17 protein-coding genes are annotated in these 18,195 nt (G+C 62.2%); 11 read left to right on the top strand and 6 right to left on the bottom strand.

The genetic code is table 11. The annotated features are described in order from the left end of the window. Window positions 1-7 precede the first annotated feature (7 nt). The 8 genes from mrdA (at window position 8) to lipA (ending at window position 8,445) form a co-directional block, all read left to right on the top strand. Window positions 8-1,903, top strand: coding sequence for a penicillin-binding protein 2 (mrdA, locus tag BLT00_RS21045; protein ID WP_063324227.1), 1,896 nt, complete (start codon window positions 8-10; stop codon window positions 1,901-1,903). A 31-nt stretch (window positions 1,904-1,934) separates the two neighbouring features. Next, window positions 1,935-3,038 carry a rod shape-determining protein RodA gene (rodA, locus tag BLT00_RS21040; protein ID WP_063325216.1) on the top strand — a complete coding sequence of 368 codons (1,104 nt, stop codon included), beginning with the start codon at window positions 1,935-1,937 and terminating at the stop codon, window positions 3,036-3,038. 17 nt (window positions 3,039-3,055) lie between these two features. Continuing rightward, window positions 3,056-4,066 (top strand): lytic murein transglycosylase B, encoded by a 1,011-nt coding sequence (gene mltB / locus BLT00_RS21035; RefSeq protein ID WP_092150483.1) that lies wholly within the window; start codon window positions 3,056-3,058, stop codon window positions 4,064-4,066. Beyond that, the gene (locus BLT00_RS21030) at window positions 4,066-5,091 is read left to right on the top strand and encodes a septal ring lytic transglycosylase RlpA family protein (protein ID WP_063324229.1); all 1,026 of its coding nucleotides are present in this window, start codon (window positions 4,066-4,068) and stop codon (window positions 5,089-5,091) included. Before mltB ends, BLT00_RS21030 begins: the two co-directional genes overlap by 1 nt. 168 nt (window positions 5,092-5,259) lie before the next feature. After that, window positions 5,260-6,417: a D-alanyl-D-alanine carboxypeptidase family protein gene (locus tag BLT00_RS21025; RefSeq protein ID WP_092150480.1), complete on the top strand. Its 1,158-nt coding sequence runs from the start codon at window positions 5,260-5,262 to the stop codon at window positions 6,415-6,417. An 81-nt stretch (window positions 6,418-6,498) separates the two neighbouring features. Beyond that, window positions 6,499-6,774, top strand: a complete 276-nt coding sequence (locus tag BLT00_RS21020; protein ID WP_003185772.1) for a DUF493 domain-containing protein — start codon at window positions 6,499-6,501, stop codon at window positions 6,772-6,774. Continuing rightward, window positions 6,774-7,421 carry a lipoyl(octanoyl) transferase LipB gene (gene lipB / locus BLT00_RS21015; RefSeq protein WP_072345416.1) on the top strand — a complete coding sequence of 216 codons (648 nt, stop codon included), beginning with the start codon at window positions 6,774-6,776 and terminating at the stop codon, window positions 7,419-7,421. The genes BLT00_RS21020 and lipB overlap by 1 nt, the downstream gene beginning before the upstream one ends. A gap of 1 nt (window position 7,422) precedes the next feature. Beyond that, window positions 7,423-8,445 carry a lipoyl synthase gene (gene lipA, locus BLT00_RS21010; RefSeq protein ID WP_003205886.1) on the top strand — a complete coding sequence of 341 codons (1,023 nt, stop codon included), beginning with the start codon at window positions 7,423-7,425 and terminating at the stop codon, window positions 8,443-8,445. A 783-nt stretch (window positions 8,446-9,228) separates the two neighbouring features. Here lipA and BLT00_RS32215 read toward each other — a convergent pair. Further along, window positions 9,229-9,354, bottom strand: coding sequence for a tannase/feruloyl esterase family alpha/beta hydrolase (locus BLT00_RS32215; protein WP_256572786.1), 126 nt, complete (start codon window positions 9,352-9,354; stop codon window positions 9,229-9,231). A 154-nt stretch (window positions 9,355-9,508) separates the two neighbouring features. Here BLT00_RS32215 and BLT00_RS21005 point away from each other — a divergent pair, with 154 nt between their 5' ends. Beyond that, window positions 9,509-10,453: a S66 peptidase family protein gene (locus tag BLT00_RS21005; protein WP_092149985.1), complete on the top strand. Its 945-nt coding sequence runs from the start codon at window positions 9,509-9,511 to the stop codon at window positions 10,451-10,453. Window positions 10,454-10,520: 67 nt separating this feature from the next. Here BLT00_RS21005 and BLT00_RS21000 read toward each other — a convergent pair whose 3' ends face one another. The 5 genes from BLT00_RS21000 to leuS form a co-directional block, all read right to left on the bottom strand. Then, window positions 10,521-11,843 (bottom strand): lytic murein transglycosylase, encoded by a 1,323-nt coding sequence (locus tag BLT00_RS21000; protein ID WP_092149983.1) that lies wholly within the window; start codon window positions 11,841-11,843, stop codon window positions 10,521-10,523. Window positions 11,844-11,915: 72 nt separating this feature from the next. Next, complete coding sequence (arfA, locus tag BLT00_RS20995) at window positions 11,916-12,080, bottom strand: alternative ribosome rescue factor ArfA (protein ID WP_063324234.1); 165 nt, start codon at window positions 12,078-12,080, stop codon at window positions 11,916-11,918. Window positions 12,081-12,321: 241 nt separating this feature from the next. Continuing rightward, a complete protein-coding gene (gene holA / locus BLT00_RS20990; protein ID WP_072345408.1) occupies window positions 12,322-13,359 on the bottom strand; it encodes a DNA polymerase III subunit delta in 1,038 nt (345 codons plus the stop codon). Between the two features lie 39 nt (window positions 13,360-13,398). After that, window positions 13,399-14,004 carry an LPS-assembly lipoprotein LptE gene (lptE, locus tag BLT00_RS20985; protein ID WP_063324236.1) on the bottom strand — a complete coding sequence of 202 codons (606 nt, stop codon included), beginning with the start codon at window positions 14,002-14,004 and terminating at the stop codon, window positions 13,399-13,401. 90 nt (window positions 14,005-14,094) lie between these two features. Continuing rightward, a complete protein-coding gene (gene leuS, locus BLT00_RS20980; protein ID WP_092149991.1) occupies window positions 14,095-16,701 on the bottom strand; it encodes a leucine--tRNA ligase in 2,607 nt (868 codons plus the stop codon). A 303-nt stretch (window positions 16,702-17,004) separates the two neighbouring features. On the opposite strand from leuS, the gene BLT00_RS20975 reads away from it, so the two are divergent. Together BLT00_RS20975 and BLT00_RS20970 are read left to right on the top strand one after the other, a co-directional pair. Further along, window positions 17,005-17,325 carry a hypothetical protein gene (locus BLT00_RS20975; RefSeq protein WP_063324238.1) on the top strand — a complete coding sequence of 107 codons (321 nt, stop codon included), beginning with the start codon at window positions 17,005-17,007 and terminating at the stop codon, window positions 17,323-17,325. Between the two features lie 103 nt (window positions 17,326-17,428). Beyond that, window positions 17,429-18,190 (top strand): YdcF family protein, encoded by a 762-nt coding sequence (locus BLT00_RS20970; RefSeq protein WP_092149981.1) that lies wholly within the window; start codon window positions 17,429-17,431, stop codon window positions 18,188-18,190. The last annotated feature ends 5 nt before the right edge of the window (window positions 18,191-18,195 follow it).

Genomic DNA, 18,195 nt, shown 5'->3' with positions numbered 1-18,195 from the left:
CTGCCCCATGCCCCAGCCGATCCGCATCAAGGACCACGAAAAAGACGCCCGTCTGGTGCGGGGCCGCGTCGTGTTCGGCGCTATTATGGTGGTGACGCTGATCTGTGTGCTGATTGCGCGCTTGTATTTCCTCCAGGTGATCCAGTACGAGTACCACTCGACCCTGTCGGAAAACAACCGCGTGCATGTGCAGCCGATTCCGCCGACCCGCGGGCTGATTTTCGACCGCAATGGCGTGGTGGTGGCGGATAACCGTCCCAGTTTCAGCCTGAGCATGACCCGCGAGCGCTCCGGCGACTGGCAGCACGTGCTCGACGTGATTGTCGAAGTGCTGCAACTGACGCCCGAGGACCGGGCGATCTTCGAGAAGCGCATGCGCCAGGGCCGACGTCCGTTCGAGCCGGTGCCGATCCTGTTCGAGCTGACCGAAGAGCAGATCGCCCTGATCGCCGTGAACCAGTTCCGCCTGCCCGGCGTCGAGGTGGTGGCGCAGTTGGTGCGGCATTATCCCCAGGGGCCGCACTTTGCCCACTCGGTCGGCTACATGGGACGGATCAACGAGAAAGAGCTCAAGACCCTCGATCCGGTCAATTACAGCGGCACCCACCATATCGGCAAGACCGGCATCGAGCGTTTCTACGAGCCCGAGCTGCATGGCCAGGTGGGTTACGAGGAAGTCGAAACCAACGCCCGCGGCCGCGTATTGCGGGTGCTCAAGCGCACCGACCCGATTCCCGGCAAGGACATCGTCCTGAGCCTGGACATCAAGCTGCAAGAGGCCGCCGAAGCGGCGCTGGGTGGTCGGCGTGGTGCCGTGGTGGCGCTGGACCCGAACACTGGCGAGGTGTTGGCAATGGTCAGCCAGCCGAGTTTCGACCCGAACCTGTTCGTCACCGGCATCAGCTTCAAGGCCTACGCCGAGCTGCGCGATTCCATCGACCGGCCGCTGTTCAACCGGGTGCTGCGCGGTCTCTATCCGCCGGGCTCGACCATCAAGCCGGCCGTGGCGATTGCCGGGCTGGACTCCGGCGTGGTGACCGCGTCGAGCCGGGTCTACGACCCGGGTTATTACCAACTGCCGAACTATGACCACAAGTACCGCAACTGGAACCGCACCGGCGACGGTTATGTGGACCTGGAAACGGCGATCATGCGTTCCAACGACACCTACTTCTATGACTTGGCCCACAAGCTGGGGATCGATCGGTTGTCGTCCTACATGAACAAGTTCGGTCTCGGTCAGAAAGTCTCCCTGGATATGTTCGAGGAATCCCCCGGCCTGATGCCTTCGCGCGAATGGAAGCGGGCGACCCGGCGCCAGGCCTGGTTCCCCGGCGAAACCCTGATCCTGGGGATCGGCCAGGGCTACATGCAGGCCACGCCACTGCAACTGGCCCAGGCCACGGCGCTGGTGGCGAGCAAGGGCAAGTGGTATCGCCCGCACCTGGCCAAGACCATCGAAGGCCAGAAACCGGTGGACCCGGACCCGATGCCAGACATCATCCTGCGCAACCCGTCGGACTGGCAGAAGGTCAACAACGGCATGCAGCAGGTGATGCACGGCGCCCGCGGCACCGCCCGCAAGGCGTCCATCGGTGCGCAATACCGGATTGCCGGCAAGAGCGGTACGGCCCAGGTCGTCGCCATCAAGCAGGGCGAGAAGTACGACCGCTCCAAGGTCCAGGAACGCCATCGCGACCACGCCTTGTTCGTCGGCTTCGCGCCGGCCGACAACCCGAAGATCGTCGTGTCGGTGATGGTCGAGAACGGTGAGTCGGGTTCCGGCGTCGCCGCGCCGGTGGTGCGCCAGATCATGGACGCCTGGCTGCTGGACGAGCACGGCCAGCTCAAGCCGGAATACGCAAGCCCCATCACTGCGGAGGCTACGGCCCGTGAAGAATAATTTCGACCGGATCCTCTCCAGCGAAGATGTGATGCGCCGCCGTGCCACCTTGCTGCAGCGCATGCACATCGATGGTCCGTTGCTGATCCTGCTGCTGACCCTGGCCGCAGGCAGCCTGTTCGTGCTGTATTCGGCCAGTGGCAAGAACTGGGACCTGCTGGGCAAGCAGGCCACCTCGTTCGGCATCGGCCTGGTGTCGATGGTCGTCATTGCCCAGCTCGAGCCGCGTTTCATGGCCCGCTGGGTGCCGCTGGCCTATGTGGTGGGCGTGAGCCTGCTGGTGGTGGTGGACGTGATGGGTCACAACGCCATGGGCGCCACTCGCTGGATCAACATTCCCGGGGTGATCCGCTTTCAGCCTTCGGAATTCCTCAAGATCATCATGCCGGCGACCATCGCCTGGTACCTGGCCAAGCGCACCCTGCCGCCGCAGCTCAAGCACGTGTGCATCAGCCTGTTGCTGATCGGCATCCCGTTCATCCTGATCGTGCGCCAGCCGGACCTTGGCACTTCGCTGCTGATCCTGGCCGGTGGCGCCTTCGTGCTGTTCATGGGCGGTTTGCGCTGGCGCTGGATCCTCAGCGTCGTCGCCATCGCGGTGCCGGTCTCGGTGGCCATGTGGTACTTCGTGATGCACGACTACCAGAAGCAACGAATCCTGACCTTCCTCGACCCGGAGAGCGATCCGCTGGGCACTGGCTGGAACATCATCCAGTCCAAGGCCGCCATCGGCTCCGGCGGGGTGTTCGGCAAGGGCTGGCTGATGGGCACCCAGTCGCACCTGGACTTTTTGCCGGAAAGCCACACCGACTTCATCATCGCCGTACTGGGCGAGGAGTTCGGCCTGGTAGGCATCTGCGTGTTGCTGTTGATCTACCTGCTGCTGATCGGTCGCGGCTTGGTGATCACCGCCCAGGCCCAGACATTGTTCGGCAAGTTGCTCGCGGGCAGCCTGACCATGACGTTTTTTGTTTATGTTTTCGTCAACATCGGTATGGTCAGTGGCCTGTTGCCGGTCGTGGGGGTGCCGTTGCCGTTCATTAGCTACGGAGGAACTTCGCTGGTGACACTACTGTCAGCGTTTGGGGTCTTGATGTCGATTCATACGCATCGCAAGTGGATCGCGCAGGTTTGAATAAGGTGAAGAGTTCAATGCAAGCAATGCGTGGCTGGTCGACGCGATATGCGCCGTGGATCGGCCTGGTCGGCTTCCTGGGCGGTGCGCCGCATGCCCAGGCAGGCGAATACGAAGGTTCGCCGCAGGTGGCCGAATTCGTCGGTGAGATGACCCGCGACTACGGTTTTGCCGGTGAGCAACTGATGGGGGTATTTCGCGAGGCCGAGCGCAAGCAGTCGATCCTTGACGCCATCTCCCGGCCCGCCGAGCGGGTCAAGCAGTGGAGCGAGTACCGGCCGATGTTCATCACCGAGGCGCGTATCGCCCGGGGCGTGGACTTCTGGCGCCAGCACGAGGCGGCCCTGGCCCGTGCCGAGCAGGAATACGGCGTACCGGCCCAGTTCATTGTGGCTATCATTGGCGTCGAGACGTTCTTTGGCCGTAACACCGGGAATTTCAGGGTGATCGACGCGCTGTCGACCCTGGGCTTCGATTACCCGCCGCGCGCCGAATTCTTTCGCAAGGAGCTGCGCGAGTTCTTGCTGCTGGCCCGCGAAGAGCAGGTTGATCCGCTGACCCTCAAGGGTTCTTATGCCGGAGCCATGGGCCTGCCGCAATTCATGCCCAGCAGTTTTCGTGCTTACGCGGTGGACTTCGACGACGACGGTCACATCAATATCTGGACCAACCCGACCGATGCCATCGGCAGTGTTGCCAGCTATTTCAAGCGCCACGGCTGGGAAGCCGGCCAGCCGGTGGTCAGCCGTGCCGACGTGCGTGGCGAGCAGGTGGACCAGGGCCTGACCGAGGGCATCGAGCCGACGAAAACCGTCGGGGAGTTGCGGGCGTTGGGCTGGTCGAGTCATGATGCGCTGCGTGACGACATGCCGGTCACCGCGATACGCCTGGAAGGCGAACAAGGCCCCGAATACTGGATGGGCCTGAAGAATTTCTACGCGATTACGCGTTATAACCGCAGCGTGATGTACGCCATGGCCGTATATCAACTGTCTGAAGAGCTGGTCAAAGCACGGGGCGTCAAATAATGCGGGCATTGCCTACCTATCTACCCCTGAAAGCCAAACCCCTCAAGCTCGTGGCGTTGGCCGCGCTGTCGCTGTTGGTCGTCAGTTGTTCGACCAGCCGCGCGCCGGCCCAGAAGAACTCCACCGCCGTGCGCGCGACGCCCGGCCTGGACATCAACCGGGCCCACAAGGACGGCGCGCCGTGGTGGGATGTGGATGTCTCGCGCATTCCCGATGCCACGCCGACCCTGCACACGGGCCCCTACAAGGCCAACCCGTACACGGTGTTGGGCAAGACCTATTTCCCGCTGTCCGACTCCAAGCGCTACGTGGCCTCGGGCACGGCGTCCTGGTATGGCACCAAGTTCCACGGCCAGAACACCGCCAACGGCGAGGTGTATGACCTGTATGGCATGAGCGCGGCCCACAAGACCTTGCCGCTGCCCAGCTATGTGCGGGTGACCAACCTGGACAACAACAAGAGCGTGATCCTGCGGGTCAATGACCGTGGGCCGTTCTATTCCGACCGCATCATCGACTTGTCGTATGCGGCGGCGAAAAAACTCGGTTACGCTGAAATCGGCACCGCCCGGGTCAAGGTTGAAGGTATCGACCCGCAGGAATGGTGGGCCCAACGCGGCCGTCCGGCGCCTTTGATGCTCAACGAGCCGAAAGTGGCGCAAAATGCCGCGCCGACCGTGACGGCGTCCACCGGCACGGTCGAGCAGTGGACGCCACCGCCGCAGCAGCACGCGGCGGCCGTAGTGCCCGTTCAGCTCGACGCAAAAAAAAACGCTTCTGCAACAGCGTCTGGCCAGTTTCTGCAAGTGGGCGCGTTCGCCAACCCGGACGCTGCCGAGCTGCTGAGGTCGAAGCTCAGCTCGATGGTGAGCGCCCCGGTGTTCATCAGCTCGATCGTGCGCAACCAGCAGACACTGCATCGGGTGCGCCTGGGGCCGATCGGTTCTCCGGGTGAAGTCCAGCAAGTGCAGAACAGTGTGCGCCTGGCCAATCTCGGTTCGCCGAGCCTGGTCACCGCCGAGTAATTGATTGAGGCCCGCTTGCGGTTGGAGCGGGCCAGGTTGTTGGCTCCATGAATAACAAAAGCCCGGCAAGGGTTGTGAGTGAGCAACTTAAATACGCGGCGACCCGTTAGAAGGTTGCCTGTTTCAGTTTTGCCTTCGGGCAGTCCCATTAGCGATTTCGAGAGACGGATGAACATCACCACCTTTGCCAAACGCCTTTGCCTGCTAGTCCCGCTGCTTCTCTCCCCAGCCGCGTTCGCGGTGGAGATGATGCCTGCGCCTCCTCAATTGGCCGCCAAATCCTTCGTGCTCATGGATGCCAGCAGCGGCGAGGTCCTGGTAGAGAACAACGGTGACCAGCGCCTGCCACCGGCCAGCCTGACCAAGCTGATGACCGCCTACATCGCCACCCTGGAAATCCGTCGTGGCCAGATCGGTGAAAACGATCCGGTGACCGTCAGCGAAAACGCCTGGCGTACCGGCGGTTCGCGGATGTTCATCAAGGTCGGTTCGCAAGTGACCGTCAGCGACCTGCTGCACGGCATCATCATCCAGTCCGGCAACGACGCCAGCGTCGCCCTGGCCGAGCACATCGCCGGCAGCGAAGATGCGTTCGCCGACATGATGAACAAGACCGTGGCCGACCTGGGCATGACCAACAGCCACTTCATGAACCCTACCGGCCTGCCGAACCCTGAGCACTACTCGTCGGCTCACGACATGGCGATCCTGGCGCGGGCGATCATTCATGAAGACCCGGCGCACTACGCCATCTACTCCCAGAAGGAATTCTTCTGGAACGGCATCAAGCAGCCTAACCGCAACCTGCTGCTGTGGCGCGACAAGACCGTCGATGGCCTGAAGACCGGCCACACCGACGAAGCTGGCTACTGCATGGTGTCTTCGGCTGTCCGTGACGGCATGCGCCTGATCGCCGTCGTCTTCGGCACCAGCAGCGAAGTGGCCCGTGCCGCTGAAACCCAGAAGCTGCTGACCTACGGTTTCCGTTTCTTCGAAACCCAGACCTTCTACCAGAAGGGCACCGAACTGGCCCAGGCCCAGGTCTGGAAAGGCACCACCAATCAGGTGAAGGCCGGCCTGGCCCAAGACCTGACCATGACCTTGCCTAAAGGCCAGCTCAAGAAGCTCGCTGCCAGCATGACCATGAACCCGCAACTGACCGCTCCCATCGCCAAGGGCGACGTGATCGGTAAAGTCGAAGTCAAACTGGACGACAAAGTGGTGCACAGCGCCGACCTGATCGCTCTGGACGCGGTCGAGGAAGGTGGTATCTTCCGCCGCATGTGGGATAGCATCCGTCTATTCTTCTACGGCTTGTTCAACTGATTGAAGTGTTGACCTGCATGGCCTCGTTCCCATTCGGAGCGGGGCCATGTGCGTTACCACGGCTTACGAGGCCGTTACCCCATGACAGACTCTGAAGTAAAAGCGCCGAAGATCGAATTCCCCTGCGCGGATTATCCGATCAAGGTCATCGGCGACACCGGCGTGGGTTTCAAGGACCGGATCATTGCGATCCTTGAGAAACATGCCACTGTTGACCACAAGACCCTGGCCGAGCGCCAGAGTACCAACGGCAAGTACACGACGATCCAGTTGCACATCATTGCCACCGGCCAGGAACAGCTCTACGACATCAACAGCGAGCTGCGTGCGACCGGTTTCGTGCACATGGTGTTGTGATGCCGGGCACGCTGGGCTTTCGCGAGCTGGGCACGATGGCTTACGAGCCGGTCTGGCATGCCATGCAACGCTTCACGAACGAACGCGGCACTACCGTCGACGATGAAGTCTGGCTGGTGGAACACCCGCCGGTGTTCACCCAGGGCCAGGCCGGCAAGGCCGAGCACCTGCTGCTGCCGGGGGATATCCCGGTGGTGAAGGTCGACCGGGGCGGGCAGGTGACCTACCATGGTCCTGGCCAATTGGTCGCCTACCTGTTGCTGGATGTGCGCAAGCTGGGGTTTGGCGTGCGCGAGCTGGTCACCCGCATGGAGACATGCCTGATCGAGCTGCTGGCCAGCTACGGTGTGACGGCGGCGGCCAAGCCGGATGCGCCGGGTGTCTATGTCGACGGGGCGAAGATCGCCTCCTTGGGATTGCGAATCCGCCACGGCTGTTCGTTTCATGGCCTGGCGCTGAACGTGGACATGGACCTTGCGCCATTTCGACGGATTAATCCCTGTGGCTACGCGGGACTGGCGATGACCCAGTTGAGCGAGCATGCAGGATCGATTGAATTTGCCGAGGTAAGTGCCCGGCTGCGCGCGCAGCTCGTCAAACACCTCGACTATGCTGAGCAGACGACCCTCACGGGCGGAATCGACTGATATGACTACTGATGCAGTGCAAACCATTATCCCGACGCAGGACGTCACCGAGCGTCCGGCCCCACGTGCCAAGGTAGAGGCCGGCGTCAAGCTGCGCGGCGCCGAGAAGGTTGCACGCATCCCGGTCAAGATCATTCCGACCACCGAATTGCCAAAGAAACCTGACTGGATCCGCGTGCGCATCCCGGTGTCCCCGGAAGTCGACCGAATCAAGGCCCTGCTGCGCAAGCACAAGCTGCACAGCGTCTGCGAAGAAGCCTCCTGCCCGAACCTGGGCGAGTGCTTCTCCGGCGGCACTGCCACATTCATGATCATGGGCGACATCTGCACCCGTCGCTGCCCATTCTGTGACGTTGGCCACGGCCGTCCGAAGCCATTGGACACCAACGAGCCGGAAAGCCTGGCCATCGCCATCGCCGACCTGAAGCTCAAGTACGTGGTCATCACCTCGGTGGACCGTGACGACCTGCGTGACGGCGGTGCCCAGCACTTCGCCGACTGCATCCGCGAGATCCGCAAACTGTCGCCGAATGTCCAGCTGGAAACCCTGGTGCCCGATTACCGTGGCCGCATGGACATCGCCCTTGAAATCACCGCCGCCGAGCCGCCGGATGTGTTCAACCACAACCTGGAAACCGTTCCGCGCCTGTACAAGGCCGCGCGTCCGGGTTCGGATTACCAGTGGTCGTTGACCTTGCTGCAACGCTTCAAGCAGATGATGCCGCACATTCCGACCAAGTCCGGCTTGATGCTGGGCCTGGGAGAGACGGATGAGGAAGTTATCGAGGTCATGAAGCGCATGCGTGAGCATGACATCGATATGTTGACCTTGGGGCAGTACTTGCAGCCTTCGCGTAGTCACCTGCCGGTGCAGCGTTTTGTGCATCCGGATACCTTTGCCTGGTTTGCCGAGGAAGGGTACAAGATGGGCTTCAAGAACGTGGCTTCGGGGCCGTTGGTGCGGTCTTCGTATCATGCGGATGAGCAGGCTAAGTTGGTCAAGGCTGAGCTGCTCGGATCCTGATTTTTTAGCGTTGGTTTTTGGGGTGGTGTGCATATCCGTTTTTGCGTAACGGCGGCTTATGGTTCCGCTCTTACAGCGGGTCACTTTTGAAGAGCGCAAAAGTAACCAAAACGCTCTTGCCCCACCACTCGGCACCTCGCTTAGGCTCGGTGTGCCCTCACTCCGGCATTGCTCCGTGGGCCGCCGCGAAGGGCCATCCATGGCCCAGCGCGGCTACCTCGGCATCCATGCCGAGGTGCCCACTGCGCAATGCCTGCGTTCGGCCATCGTGGTTAACGGGGCGCCCCAGATCAAAAGCTGCGCGAGGCGGCCTTATAGCCGGCCTGGCTTAGAGTGAACGCGTTTCTTCTGTGGGAGCGGGCTTGCTCGGGAAAGCGGAGGATAGGTTTGTGGTGATGTTGGCTGTGCCGCATCGCGAGCAAGGTTTTGTGTCGTGTGCAGATGCTGTGATCACCCGCTCCCACAGGTTTTTGCACCTACCCAGATATTGCGAACACCGCAAAGCCCTGTGGGAGCGTAATGCTGTTCACTTAAGAAAAATGATGGACCTGTGGCGAGGGAGCTTGCTCCCGCTCGGCTGCGAAGTAGTCGTAAACCGGCGGGTGCGGTGTGTCTGATGCTCCGTATTTGGCAGGTTTTGGGGCCGCTTCGCGGCCCAGCGGGAGCAAGCTCCCTCGCCACGGGTTTGTCGACTGCCCTAAGTGAATGCCCCGCTTTTGCTTTGCTTTGCTTTGCTTTGCTTTGGATCTTGATCTTGATCTTGATCTTGATCTAGGCGCCCCGTTAAACCACGCTGGCCGAACGCAGGTATTGCGCAGTGGGCATCCCGGCATGGATGCCGGGATAGCCGCGCTGGGCCATGGATGGCCCTTCGCGGCGGCCCACGGAGCAATGCCTGCGTTCGGGCATGCCGAGCCTAGGCGAGGCACCGAGTGGTGGGGCAAGAGCGTTTTGCTTACTTTTGCGCTTTTCAAAAGTAAGCCGCTGTAAGAGCGGAACCATAAGTAGCCGTTACACAAAAAACGGATATACACGCATAGCAAGCCGAAAAACCGGGAACCCCATGGAAGTCACCCAAGTCCTGAACCCACATCAACCCGTCCCGGCACTTCCGTCCGAAGGGTTGATCGCCGTGATCGCCCCCGCCGGCCCCGCCCCCCTGGACACGGAAAAAGCCATCCAATGGATGCGCGCCCGAGGTCATGAGCTCCGGATCTTCCCAGGCGTCTACGAAAAGAACGACTACCTGGCCGGCAGCGACGAAGTACGACTCAACGACCTGCACAGCGCCTTCGCCGACTCAGAAGTCAACGCGATCATCTGCCTGCGCGGCGGCTACGGCACACCACGCCTGCTGGACCGCATCGACTTCGACCTCCTGCGCCGCAACCCCAAGCCATTCGTAGGCTACAGCGACATCACCGCCCTGCACCTGGCCATCAGCCGCTACGCAGGCTTCGTGACCTTCCACGGCCCGCTGCTCAACGCCGATCTGCTGGGCGACAAGGAACCCCCGACCGTCACCTCGTTTTTCAGCCTGCTGCGTGGACAGTTGAAGGCCGGCAGCGAGCTGAACCACCCCGCAGCCTACCCATTGACCACCGTCGAGCCAGGCATCGCCCACGGACGTCTGCTGGGCGGCAACCTGTCGATGATTGCCGCGACCATGGGCACGCCTTTTCAGATCGACGCCGAAGGGGTGATCCTGTTCATCGAAGACGTCAACGAGCCGCTGTATCGCATCGACCGATTGCTGACTCAACTGCGATTGGCCGGCACGTTGCACCAGCTACGCGGCGTTTTGGTGGGGGATGTGGCCGGGGTCGACGTCGAGGCGTTGAACCGCTTGCTCAAGCAGACCTTCGAGCCGTTGCGTATCCCGGTGCTGTCCGGCTGGCGCAGCGGGCACTGCGATCCGAACCTGACCTTGCCCATGGGGGCCTTGGTGACGCTCGATGCGGAGGAGAAGAGGTTGGTGCTGGAGCAGGATGTGGTGGTCAGTCGCTAGTCATGTAGCGCCTGGGAGTCAGCTATCGCGAGCAAGCTCGCGATAGCTGTAGCCGCCATACGGCAATTCAGCGGTTACGCAATGCTTCCAGCAACTGCTGCGTCGGATACCCATCCGCCGGCCAGCCGAACGACTGCTGGGCACTGCGGATGGCCTTGCGGGTGTTGGCGCCGATGATGCCATCGGGGTTGCCCGCGTCGTAGTTGTGCTTGCTCAGCAGTGTCTGCAATTCGATGCGCTCGCTGCGGCTCAGGGGCAGGTCCTCCTTGGGCCACTGGCCATAGACCAGTCCGCCGTCGGTAAAGCGCTTTGACAACAATCCGACCGCCAAGGCATAGGACGACGAGTTGTTGTACTTGAGGATGGCGCGGAAGTTATCGAAGATCAGGAACGCCGGGCCGCGATGGCCGGCCGGCAGGAGCAGAGACGCCGAGAGCTGTTTGTCATCCGGGGTTATTGGCAGGCCGCCATATTCTGAAACTCCCAGTCGCTCCCATTCAGCAACAGGCTTGCGGATCGTGCCATCGGCCAGGGTGTAGTCGAAGCCCTCTGGGAGATCGACCTCGAACCCCCATGGCTGGCCACGCTGCCAGCCGGAGCTTTGCAGGTAATGGGCGGTCGAGGCCAGGGCGTCGGTGGAGCTGCCCCAGATGTCGCGGCGACCGTCGCCGTCGAAATCCACTGCATGGGTGTTGTACGTGGTGGGAATGAACTGGGTCTGGCCCATGGCGCCGGCCCAGGAACCGAGCATTTTTTCCGGTGTGATATCGCCCTGTTGCAGGATTTGCAGCGCGGCGATCAGTTGCGCATGGGCAAAACCCGGGCGTCGTCCTTCGTAGGCCAAGGTCGCCAGGGAATTGATCACCGACTTGCTACCCTGGAACTGGCCGAAGTTGCTCTCCATGCCCCACACCGCCACCAGCGCCTCGCGATCAACGCCATAACGCTGCTCGATACTTTGCAGGACCTGGGCGTTCTGCTGGATCAGGCTCTTGCCTTTGTTGACCCGCAGTGGCGATAGCGCGCCATCGAGGTATTCCCACACGGGACGGGTGAATTCCGGCTGGCTGCGATCGGCCTTGATCACGCTCATGTCCGGGCTGACGCCGACAAACGCACGATCGAACAGGTCGCCACGGATCCCGGCGGCCAGTGCCTCCTTGCGAAACCCTGCTTGCCATTGCGCGAAGGTCTGGGTGGGCGCAATGGCCAGGTCTTCACCGGTCGGCACCAGGGGCGGGACGATGGCCGGAGCGGTCACGGCGGGGGCTGTCTGGAGCGGTTGGGCGTCGGCGGCAGTAGGTTTTTCGGCGCAGGCGACAAGCAGGGCAACGCTGGCGGCAACAATCATCTGGCGCAGTGGCCAACGATGGGAAAGACAGAAGGGCATGCACGGGTCCAGAAATACAAATCAGGTGCTGACCTTATCATGCGAAAGGGGTGTAGGGCTTGTCCGGGTGTTTCAAGCTGCCACAAAGCAAGAAGCCTCCCAGTTGTCAGACTGGAAGGCTTCGCGGCGGTAGCTGCCTTTGCCCTTGGCGGGTCGTTCCTGGCGGCTGCGGAACAGGGGCTGGGCGACGATGGATTTGGCCTTGTTGGGGCCATGCCTGGATGGCTTTTTGCTCATGATGGTGTCTCTCGTGGGGTGGTTTTGCGGGGCAAATCATGGGGCAGAGTTGGCGGGCTGTCCAGTCCCTGCATGCAGTAGGAAGTTTCGCCTCAGGTGGCGGATTTGGGGGAGACAGCTTTTGTGTGGCGAGGGAGCTTGCTCCCGCTGGGCTGCGAAGCAGACCCGAAAAACAGGGCCGCTTCGCGCCCCAGCGGGAGCAAGCTCCCTCGCCACAGAAAGCCCTCTGGCCTGAGTGTGTTTACTCGGCAGGCAGGGGCAATCGTTGACCGGCCATCAACAGCGACAAGCGACTGAGGCTCATCCACGGTGAGCCGGCGGCCTGGCCCTTGATCTGCGCGTCGATGCGCTGGGCTTCGAGGAGCAATTGCGCCCAGCGTGGTGCCGAGTAGCGTTGCAGGGCCTTGCTCATCAGCGGTTTGCGTTTGTCCCACACCGGTGGGCGGGCCTGGCTGAAGGCTTTGTCCAGTGGGACGCCCTGGCTGTATTGCAGGGACAGGTTGGCCAGCAGGCGTAATTCCCGGGCCAGGGCCCAGAGGATCACCGGCGGCTCGACGCCTTCGCCCCGCAGGCCTTCGAGCATGCGCAGGGCATGGGCGGCCTCACCGTTGAGGATCGCATCGGTCAGCCCGAAGACATCGAAGCGCGCACTGTCGGCCACGGCGGCTTGCACCGTTTCCACGGTGATCTGGCCGCCTTCGGCCATCAGCTTGAGCTTTTCGATTTCCTGGGCAGCGGCCAACAGGTTGCCTTCGACCCGGGCGGCGATCAGTTCCACCGCGTCCTGGCTGGCCGAGAGGCCGGCCTGGGACAGGCGCTGGCGGATCCAGCTGGGCAACTGGCTGACATCCACCGGCCAGATCTGCACGAACTGGGTCTGCGGGCCTTCGACCAGGGCCTTGCCCCATTTGGTCTTTTGCGCGCTGCCGTCGAGTTTCGGCAAGCTGATGAGCAGCACGGTGTCCTCGGCCGGGCGAGAGCAATATTCGATCAGCGCAGCGGCGCCTTTGTCACCGGGTTTGCCAGACGGCAAACGCAGCTCCAGTAGGCGTTTTTCGGCGAACAACGACATGCTCGCCCCGGCCTGCAGCAGCGTGCCCCAGTCGAAACTGGCGTCGGCGGCAAATACCTGGCGCTCGTCGAAACCTTGCTGGCGTGCAGCGGCGCGGATGGCGTCGGCGGCTTCCTGGCACAGCAGTGGGTCATCGCCACTGATGATGTAGACCGGCGCGAGGGCGCCTTGCAGGTGTTTGCCGAGTTGGGCGGGAGCGAGCTTCATAAGAGAAGGCGAGCGGGGCGCCGGAGCGCCCCGCAAGGCTTATTCAGCCGGGATCTGCATCGGCGACTGTTGCGGGGTTTCCGCTTCAGCCTTGCGTGCCGCTTCCAGCGCATCGGCTTCGGCCTTGGCGCGGGCGTTGGCGGTCTGTTGCAGTTGCTCCAGCTGGGCCGGGCTCAGCTGTTGCAGGCGCAGCATCATGCGTTGCACGAGGTCACGACGCATTTCATCGCGCACTTCGCTCGACTCCTGGTCGGAACCGGTGATGTTGTTGCCATCGTGCAGGTAGACCTTCTGCACCTGCAGCTTGTCGTCCAGCAGTACCAGGTCGTTCTGGCCGCGGATCTCATAGCTCAGTACGTTGTTCAGTTCGTACTCGGCGGAACGACCGGCACCGGCATAGCTCAGGCTGCGCTGGCTCTGCTGTTCACGGGCCAGTACCAGCTTGTACGGGGCCCCGCTGTAGACTTTCACGCCACTGTTTTCCAGGGTGTCGCGCAGCAGTTTCACGGTGTCGCCATAGGCGTCCCGTGCGCTGAGGTCCAGTTCCGTGATGGCCAGCTCGGTGGTGCCGGTGCCGCGCAGTTGGAAGCCGCAGGCGCTCAACAGGACCGCCAGGCCCACTACCAGCAGATTACGTTTGATCATCTTGTTGCTCCCCTTGAACCCTATGGGGGTCGACCATGCGACCCCGCAGGTTGTATTCGGCGCCAGGCTTGAGCCTCGCGCCCGATCCAATTAGCTTGCGACGATGTTGACCAGCTTGCCGGGCACGACGATCACTTTGCGAATGGTCAGGCCATCGACGAAGCGCAGCACGTTTTCATTGGCCCGCGCGGCGGCTTCAACTTCTTCGCGCGTTGCCGCAGCCGGCATTTCGATCTGGCCGCGCAGCTTGCCGTTGACCTGGATAACCAGGGTCAGGCTGTCCTGCACCAGCGCGGTTTCGTCCACCACCGGCCAGCGTGCATCAATCACCGGGTCGGCGTGACCCAGTTGATTCCACAGCTCGTGGCTGATGTGTGGGGTGATCGGCGCGAGCAGCAACGTCACGGCTTCCAGGCCTTCGTGAACCAGTGCGCGATCCTGCTCGGTGCCTTGCGCGGCTTTTTCCAGCACGTTCATCAGCGTCATCACCTGGGCGATGGCGGTGTTGAATTTGTGGTTCTGGCCGACGTCATGGCTGGCCTGCTTGATGGCCAGGTGAATCGAGCGACGGACGGCTTTCTGCTCGTCGTTCAGGCTGGCGACGGCCAGTTTGCCCGGCAGGCCCTGGGTGACGTGGGCTTGGGCCAGGCGCCAGACGCGCTTGAGGAAGCGGTGCGAGCCCTCGACGCCCGAGTCGGACCATTCCGCGCTCATGTCAGGTGGCGAGGCGAACATCATGAACAGGCGGCAGGTGTCCGCGCCGAACTGGTCGATCATCGACTGTGGGTCGACGCCGTTGTTCTTCGACTTGGCCATTTTCTCGGTGCCGCCGATTTCCACCGGCAGGCCGTCGGCGATCAGCTTGGCGCTGATGACCTTGGCTTTGCTGTCGCGTTCGAGTTCGACGTCGCTCGGGTTGAACCAGGTGTAGGCACCGTTGGCTTCGCGACGATAGTAAGTCTCGGCGATCACCATGCCTTGGGTCAGCAGGTTCTTGAACGGCTCGTTGGAACTCACCAGGCCTTCGTCACGCATCAGCTTGTGGAAGAAGCGTGCGTAGAGCAGGTGGAGAATGGCGTGTTCGATGCCGCCGATGTACTGGTCCACTGGCAACCAGTGGTCGGCCGCGGATTTTTCCACCAGGCCGCCCTCATAGTGCGGCGAGGCGTAGCGCGCGTAATACCAGGAGGACTCGACGAAGGTGTCCATGGTGTCGGTTTCGCGCTTGGCCGGTGCACCGCATTTCGGGCAGTTGCACTCGTAGAACTCGGGCATGCGCGCCAGGGGCGAACCGGCGCCGTCGGGTACGACGTCTTCCGGCAGGACCACGGGCAGTTGGTCTTCCGGCACCGGTACGTCGCCGCAGGTGTCGCAGTGCACGATCGGGATCGGGCAGCCCCAGTAGCGCTGGCGGCTGATGCCCCAGTCCCGCAGGCGGAATTGGGTGCGCGAGGCGCCGAGGTTCTTCTTGATCAGGGCGACTTCGATGGCATCGAATGCGCCCGCGAAGTCCAGGCCGTTGAACTCGCCGGAGTTGATCAGTTCGCCGTGTTCGCCATAGGCGTCCTGCCAAGGTGCGGGAGTCTGGTCGCCGGCGCTGGTGCGCACCACCGGTTTGACCGGCAGGTTGTACTTGTGGGCGAATTCGAAATCACGCTCGTCGTGGGCCGGCACGGCCATCACCGCGCCGTCGCCGTAGTGCATCAACACGTAGTTGGCGACCCACACCGGCAGCTTCTCGCCAGTGAGCGGGTGCTCGACGAACAACGACGTTGCCAGGCCTTTCTTCTCTTGAGTGGCGACATCGGCTTCGGCGACGCTGCCGCCCTTGCATTCGGCGATGAACGCCTGCAGCTCAGGGTTGTTCCGGGCCGCCAGGGTGGCCAGCGGATGCTCGGCGGCCACGGCCACATACGTGGCGCCCATCAGCGTGTCCGGACGGGTGGTGAAGACTTTCAGGGTGCCGGCTTCGCCAATGGAGGCGACGTCGTAGGGGAACTGCACTTCCATGCCCCGGGACTTGCCGATCCAGTTGCGCTGCATGGTCTTGACCTGCTCGGGCCAACCGGTCAGTTCGTCGAGACTCTCCAGGAGCTCATCCGCGTAGGCGGTGATCTTGAAGTAGTACATCGGGATTTCGCGCTTTTCGATCAGCGCGCCGGAGCGCCAGCCGCGGCCGTCGATCACTTGTTCGTTGGCCAGTACGGTCTGGTCCACCGGGTCCCAGTTCACGGTGCCGTTCTTGCGGTAGATCACGCCTTTTTCGAACAGGCGGGTGAACAGCCATTGTTCCCAGCGGTAGTAGTCGGGCTTGCAGGTGGTGACCTCGCGGGACCAATCCACCGCCAGGCCCAGGCTACGCAGCTGGGTCTTCATGTAGGCGATGTTTTCGTAGGTCCACTTGGCGGGGGCCACGTTGTTCTTCATCGCGGCGTTTTCCGCCGGCATGCCGAAGGCGTCCCAACCCATGGGTTGCAGGACGTTCTTGCCTTGCATGCGCTGGTAACGGGAGATCACGTCGCCGATGGTGTAGTTGCGCACGTGCCCCATGTGTAGCTTGCCGCTGGGGTAAGGGAACATCGACAGGCAGTAGTAAGTCTCCTTGCCTGGCTGTTCACTGACTTCAAAGGACTTTTGCTCGTCCCAGAACGACTGGGCGGCGGCTTCGATTTCACGGGGCTGGTAGTGTTCGTGCATGGCTACTTTTGTACTGAATGGGGTGGCCCAATCCTCTTCGTTGCCATGCTGGACGCAGACGACGCCGAATGCGGCGTTTTCGATGCCCAGCCAAGCTGGAAGTGGAGTTACAGGAAGCGCCGTAGCATACATGACCGCGCTCTGCCGAGGGAAACCCTGATTGCTGCCGAACCACCGCCGAGCCATTGCCGATCATCGGCGATGACCCGTGTTCAGGGCCGTTGGTCGCGGCGCACTGCCGGTTTGCCCAGCGAAGCTAAGCTTCTCAATGGGGAGTGAGTCTTATCTTCAATGAGGTGAGGGATGGTTGAATCACAACGAAAAGTCGCTACACCTGAGTTGTACGAAAAACTGATCGATCGTCTCGGGGTGGCCCTGGACGCTGCAAGAACCGCCGGTCGCTTGCGTGATGAGCGCCCGGTAGAGCTGGAACTGCGAGGCTTGAGCCCCGCAGAGTTCGAACTGGTCAAGGCTTACCTTGAACAGGCCGGACATAACCCCCCCACCAGTGGGGCCCAGGTACTCAAGCGTCTCGAAGCGCCCCGTTCGGCCAAGGTTGTGTGGCTCAAGGACCGGACGCCTGATAAGGATGCAGTAAAGATCCGGTCGCTGCAGTTCAAGTAAAGCCGGATTCACGCGTGTCGCTTTTTTTGGTTCAAGGCTTTTTCGAATCTGTTGTCGCTTTGCGTCAACCCCCTTAGGCTTCGGGCATCTATGGAGATGCCCGATGCCCTTTCGCTATTTCATCAAACAACTTCTATTGCCGCCCGGCATTCTTCTGCTGCTGTTGGCGCTCGCCTGGTGGTGGCGCCATTCTCGGCCGCGCCTGGCCCGCCTGTGTTTCGCCGTGGGCCTGGGCGGTTTCTGGTTGATGAGCCTGCCGGTGGTGGTGCAGTGGAGCGCCAAGGCATTGGAGCGTGAGCCGCCGCTGCTGCGCAGTGAATGGGCGACCCTGGCCCAGCGTGCCGACGCCATCGTGGTGCTGGGTTCCGGTCGCGAGCGCGGTGACCTGGCCTGGGGTTCCGACCAGCCCACCGGTGTCGGCCTCGAACGCCAGCGTTATGCGGCGCGACTGGCCAAGGCGTCGGGCTTGCCCGTGCTGACCACTGGCGGCTTGCACTACGGCACCCCGCCCAGCGAGGCCAAGTTGATGGCCGACTCGATGCTGGAGGATTTTGGCGTCAACGTGCGTTGGCAGGAAGGACGTAGCCGCACCACCTGGGAAAACGCCCAGATGAGCGCCGAGATCCTGTTGCCGGAAGGCATCAAGCGGGTTGTGGTGGTGACCCAGGCGTGGCACATGCCGCGGGCGGTCTGGAGTTTCGAGCGGTCAGGATTTGAAGTGGTGCCGGCGCCTGTCGGCTTCCTGGGCCCGGACAACGCCCGGCCACTGGGTGGCTGGATGCCGGAGTTCAAGTCGATCTGGCAGTCCGGGCAGTTGATGAATGAGGCGATGGGGTTGTTGGGGTATTGGTTGTTCTATCGCTGAGCATA

The organism is Pseudomonas sp. NFACC51, from assembly GCF_900103575.1.
GTDB lineage: Bacteria > Pseudomonadota > Gammaproteobacteria > Pseudomonadales > Pseudomonadaceae > Aquipseudomonas > Aquipseudomonas fluorescens_Q.
This window is presented reverse-complemented; position numbering and strand designations above follow the sequence as displayed.

Excerpts from the sequence above, each read along its gene's own strand:
- mrdA (WP_063324227.1), top strand. The coding sequence starts at position 8 with ATGCCCCAGCCGATCCGCATCAAGGACCACGAAAAAGACGCCCGTCTG.
- rodA (WP_063325216.1), top strand. The coding sequence starts at position 1,935 with ATGCGCCGCCGTGCCACCTTGCTGCAGCGCATGCACATCGATGGTCCG.
- mltB (WP_092150483.1), top strand. The coding sequence starts at position 3,056 with ATGCAAGCAATGCGTGGCTGGTCGACGCGATATGCGCCGTGGATCGGC.
- BLT00_RS21030 (WP_063324229.1), top strand. The coding sequence starts at position 4,066 with ATGCGGGCATTGCCTACCTATCTACCCCTGAAAGCCAAACCCCTCAAG.
- BLT00_RS21025 (WP_092150480.1), top strand. The coding sequence starts at position 5,260 with ATGAACATCACCACCTTTGCCAAACGCCTTTGCCTGCTAGTCCCGCTG.
- BLT00_RS21020 (WP_003185772.1), top strand. The coding sequence starts at position 6,499 with ATGACAGACTCTGAAGTAAAAGCGCCGAAGATCGAATTCCCCTGCGCG.
- lipB (WP_072345416.1), top strand. The coding sequence starts at position 6,774 with ATGCCGGGCACGCTGGGCTTTCGCGAGCTGGGCACGATGGCTTACGAG.
- lipA (WP_003205886.1), top strand. The coding sequence starts at position 7,423 with ATGACTACTGATGCAGTGCAAACCATTATCCCGACGCAGGACGTCACC.
- BLT00_RS32215 (WP_256572786.1), bottom strand. The coding sequence starts at position 9,354 with ATGCCCGAACGCAGGCATTGCTCCGTGGGCCGCCGCGAAGGGCCATCC.
- BLT00_RS21005 (WP_092149985.1), top strand. The coding sequence starts at position 9,509 with ATGGAAGTCACCCAAGTCCTGAACCCACATCAACCCGTCCCGGCACTT.
- BLT00_RS21000 (WP_092149983.1), bottom strand. The coding sequence starts at position 11,843 with ATGCCCTTCTGTCTTTCCCATCGTTGGCCACTGCGCCAGATGATTGTT.
- arfA (WP_063324234.1), bottom strand. The coding sequence starts at position 12,080 with ATGAGCAAAAAGCCATCCAGGCATGGCCCCAACAAGGCCAAATCCATC.
- holA (WP_072345408.1), bottom strand. The coding sequence starts at position 13,359 with ATGAAGCTCGCTCCCGCCCAACTCGGCAAACACCTGCAAGGCGCCCTC.
- lptE (WP_063324236.1), bottom strand. The coding sequence starts at position 14,004 with ATGATCAAACGTAATCTGCTGGTAGTGGGCCTGGCGGTCCTGTTGAGC.
- leuS (WP_092149991.1), bottom strand. The coding sequence starts at position 16,701 with ATGCACGAACACTACCAGCCCCGTGAAATCGAAGCCGCCGCCCAGTCG.
- BLT00_RS20975 (WP_063324238.1), top strand. The coding sequence starts at position 17,005 with ATGGTTGAATCACAACGAAAAGTCGCTACACCTGAGTTGTACGAAAAA.
- BLT00_RS20970 (WP_092149981.1), top strand. The coding sequence starts at position 17,429 with ATGCCCTTTCGCTATTTCATCAAACAACTTCTATTGCCGCCCGGCATT.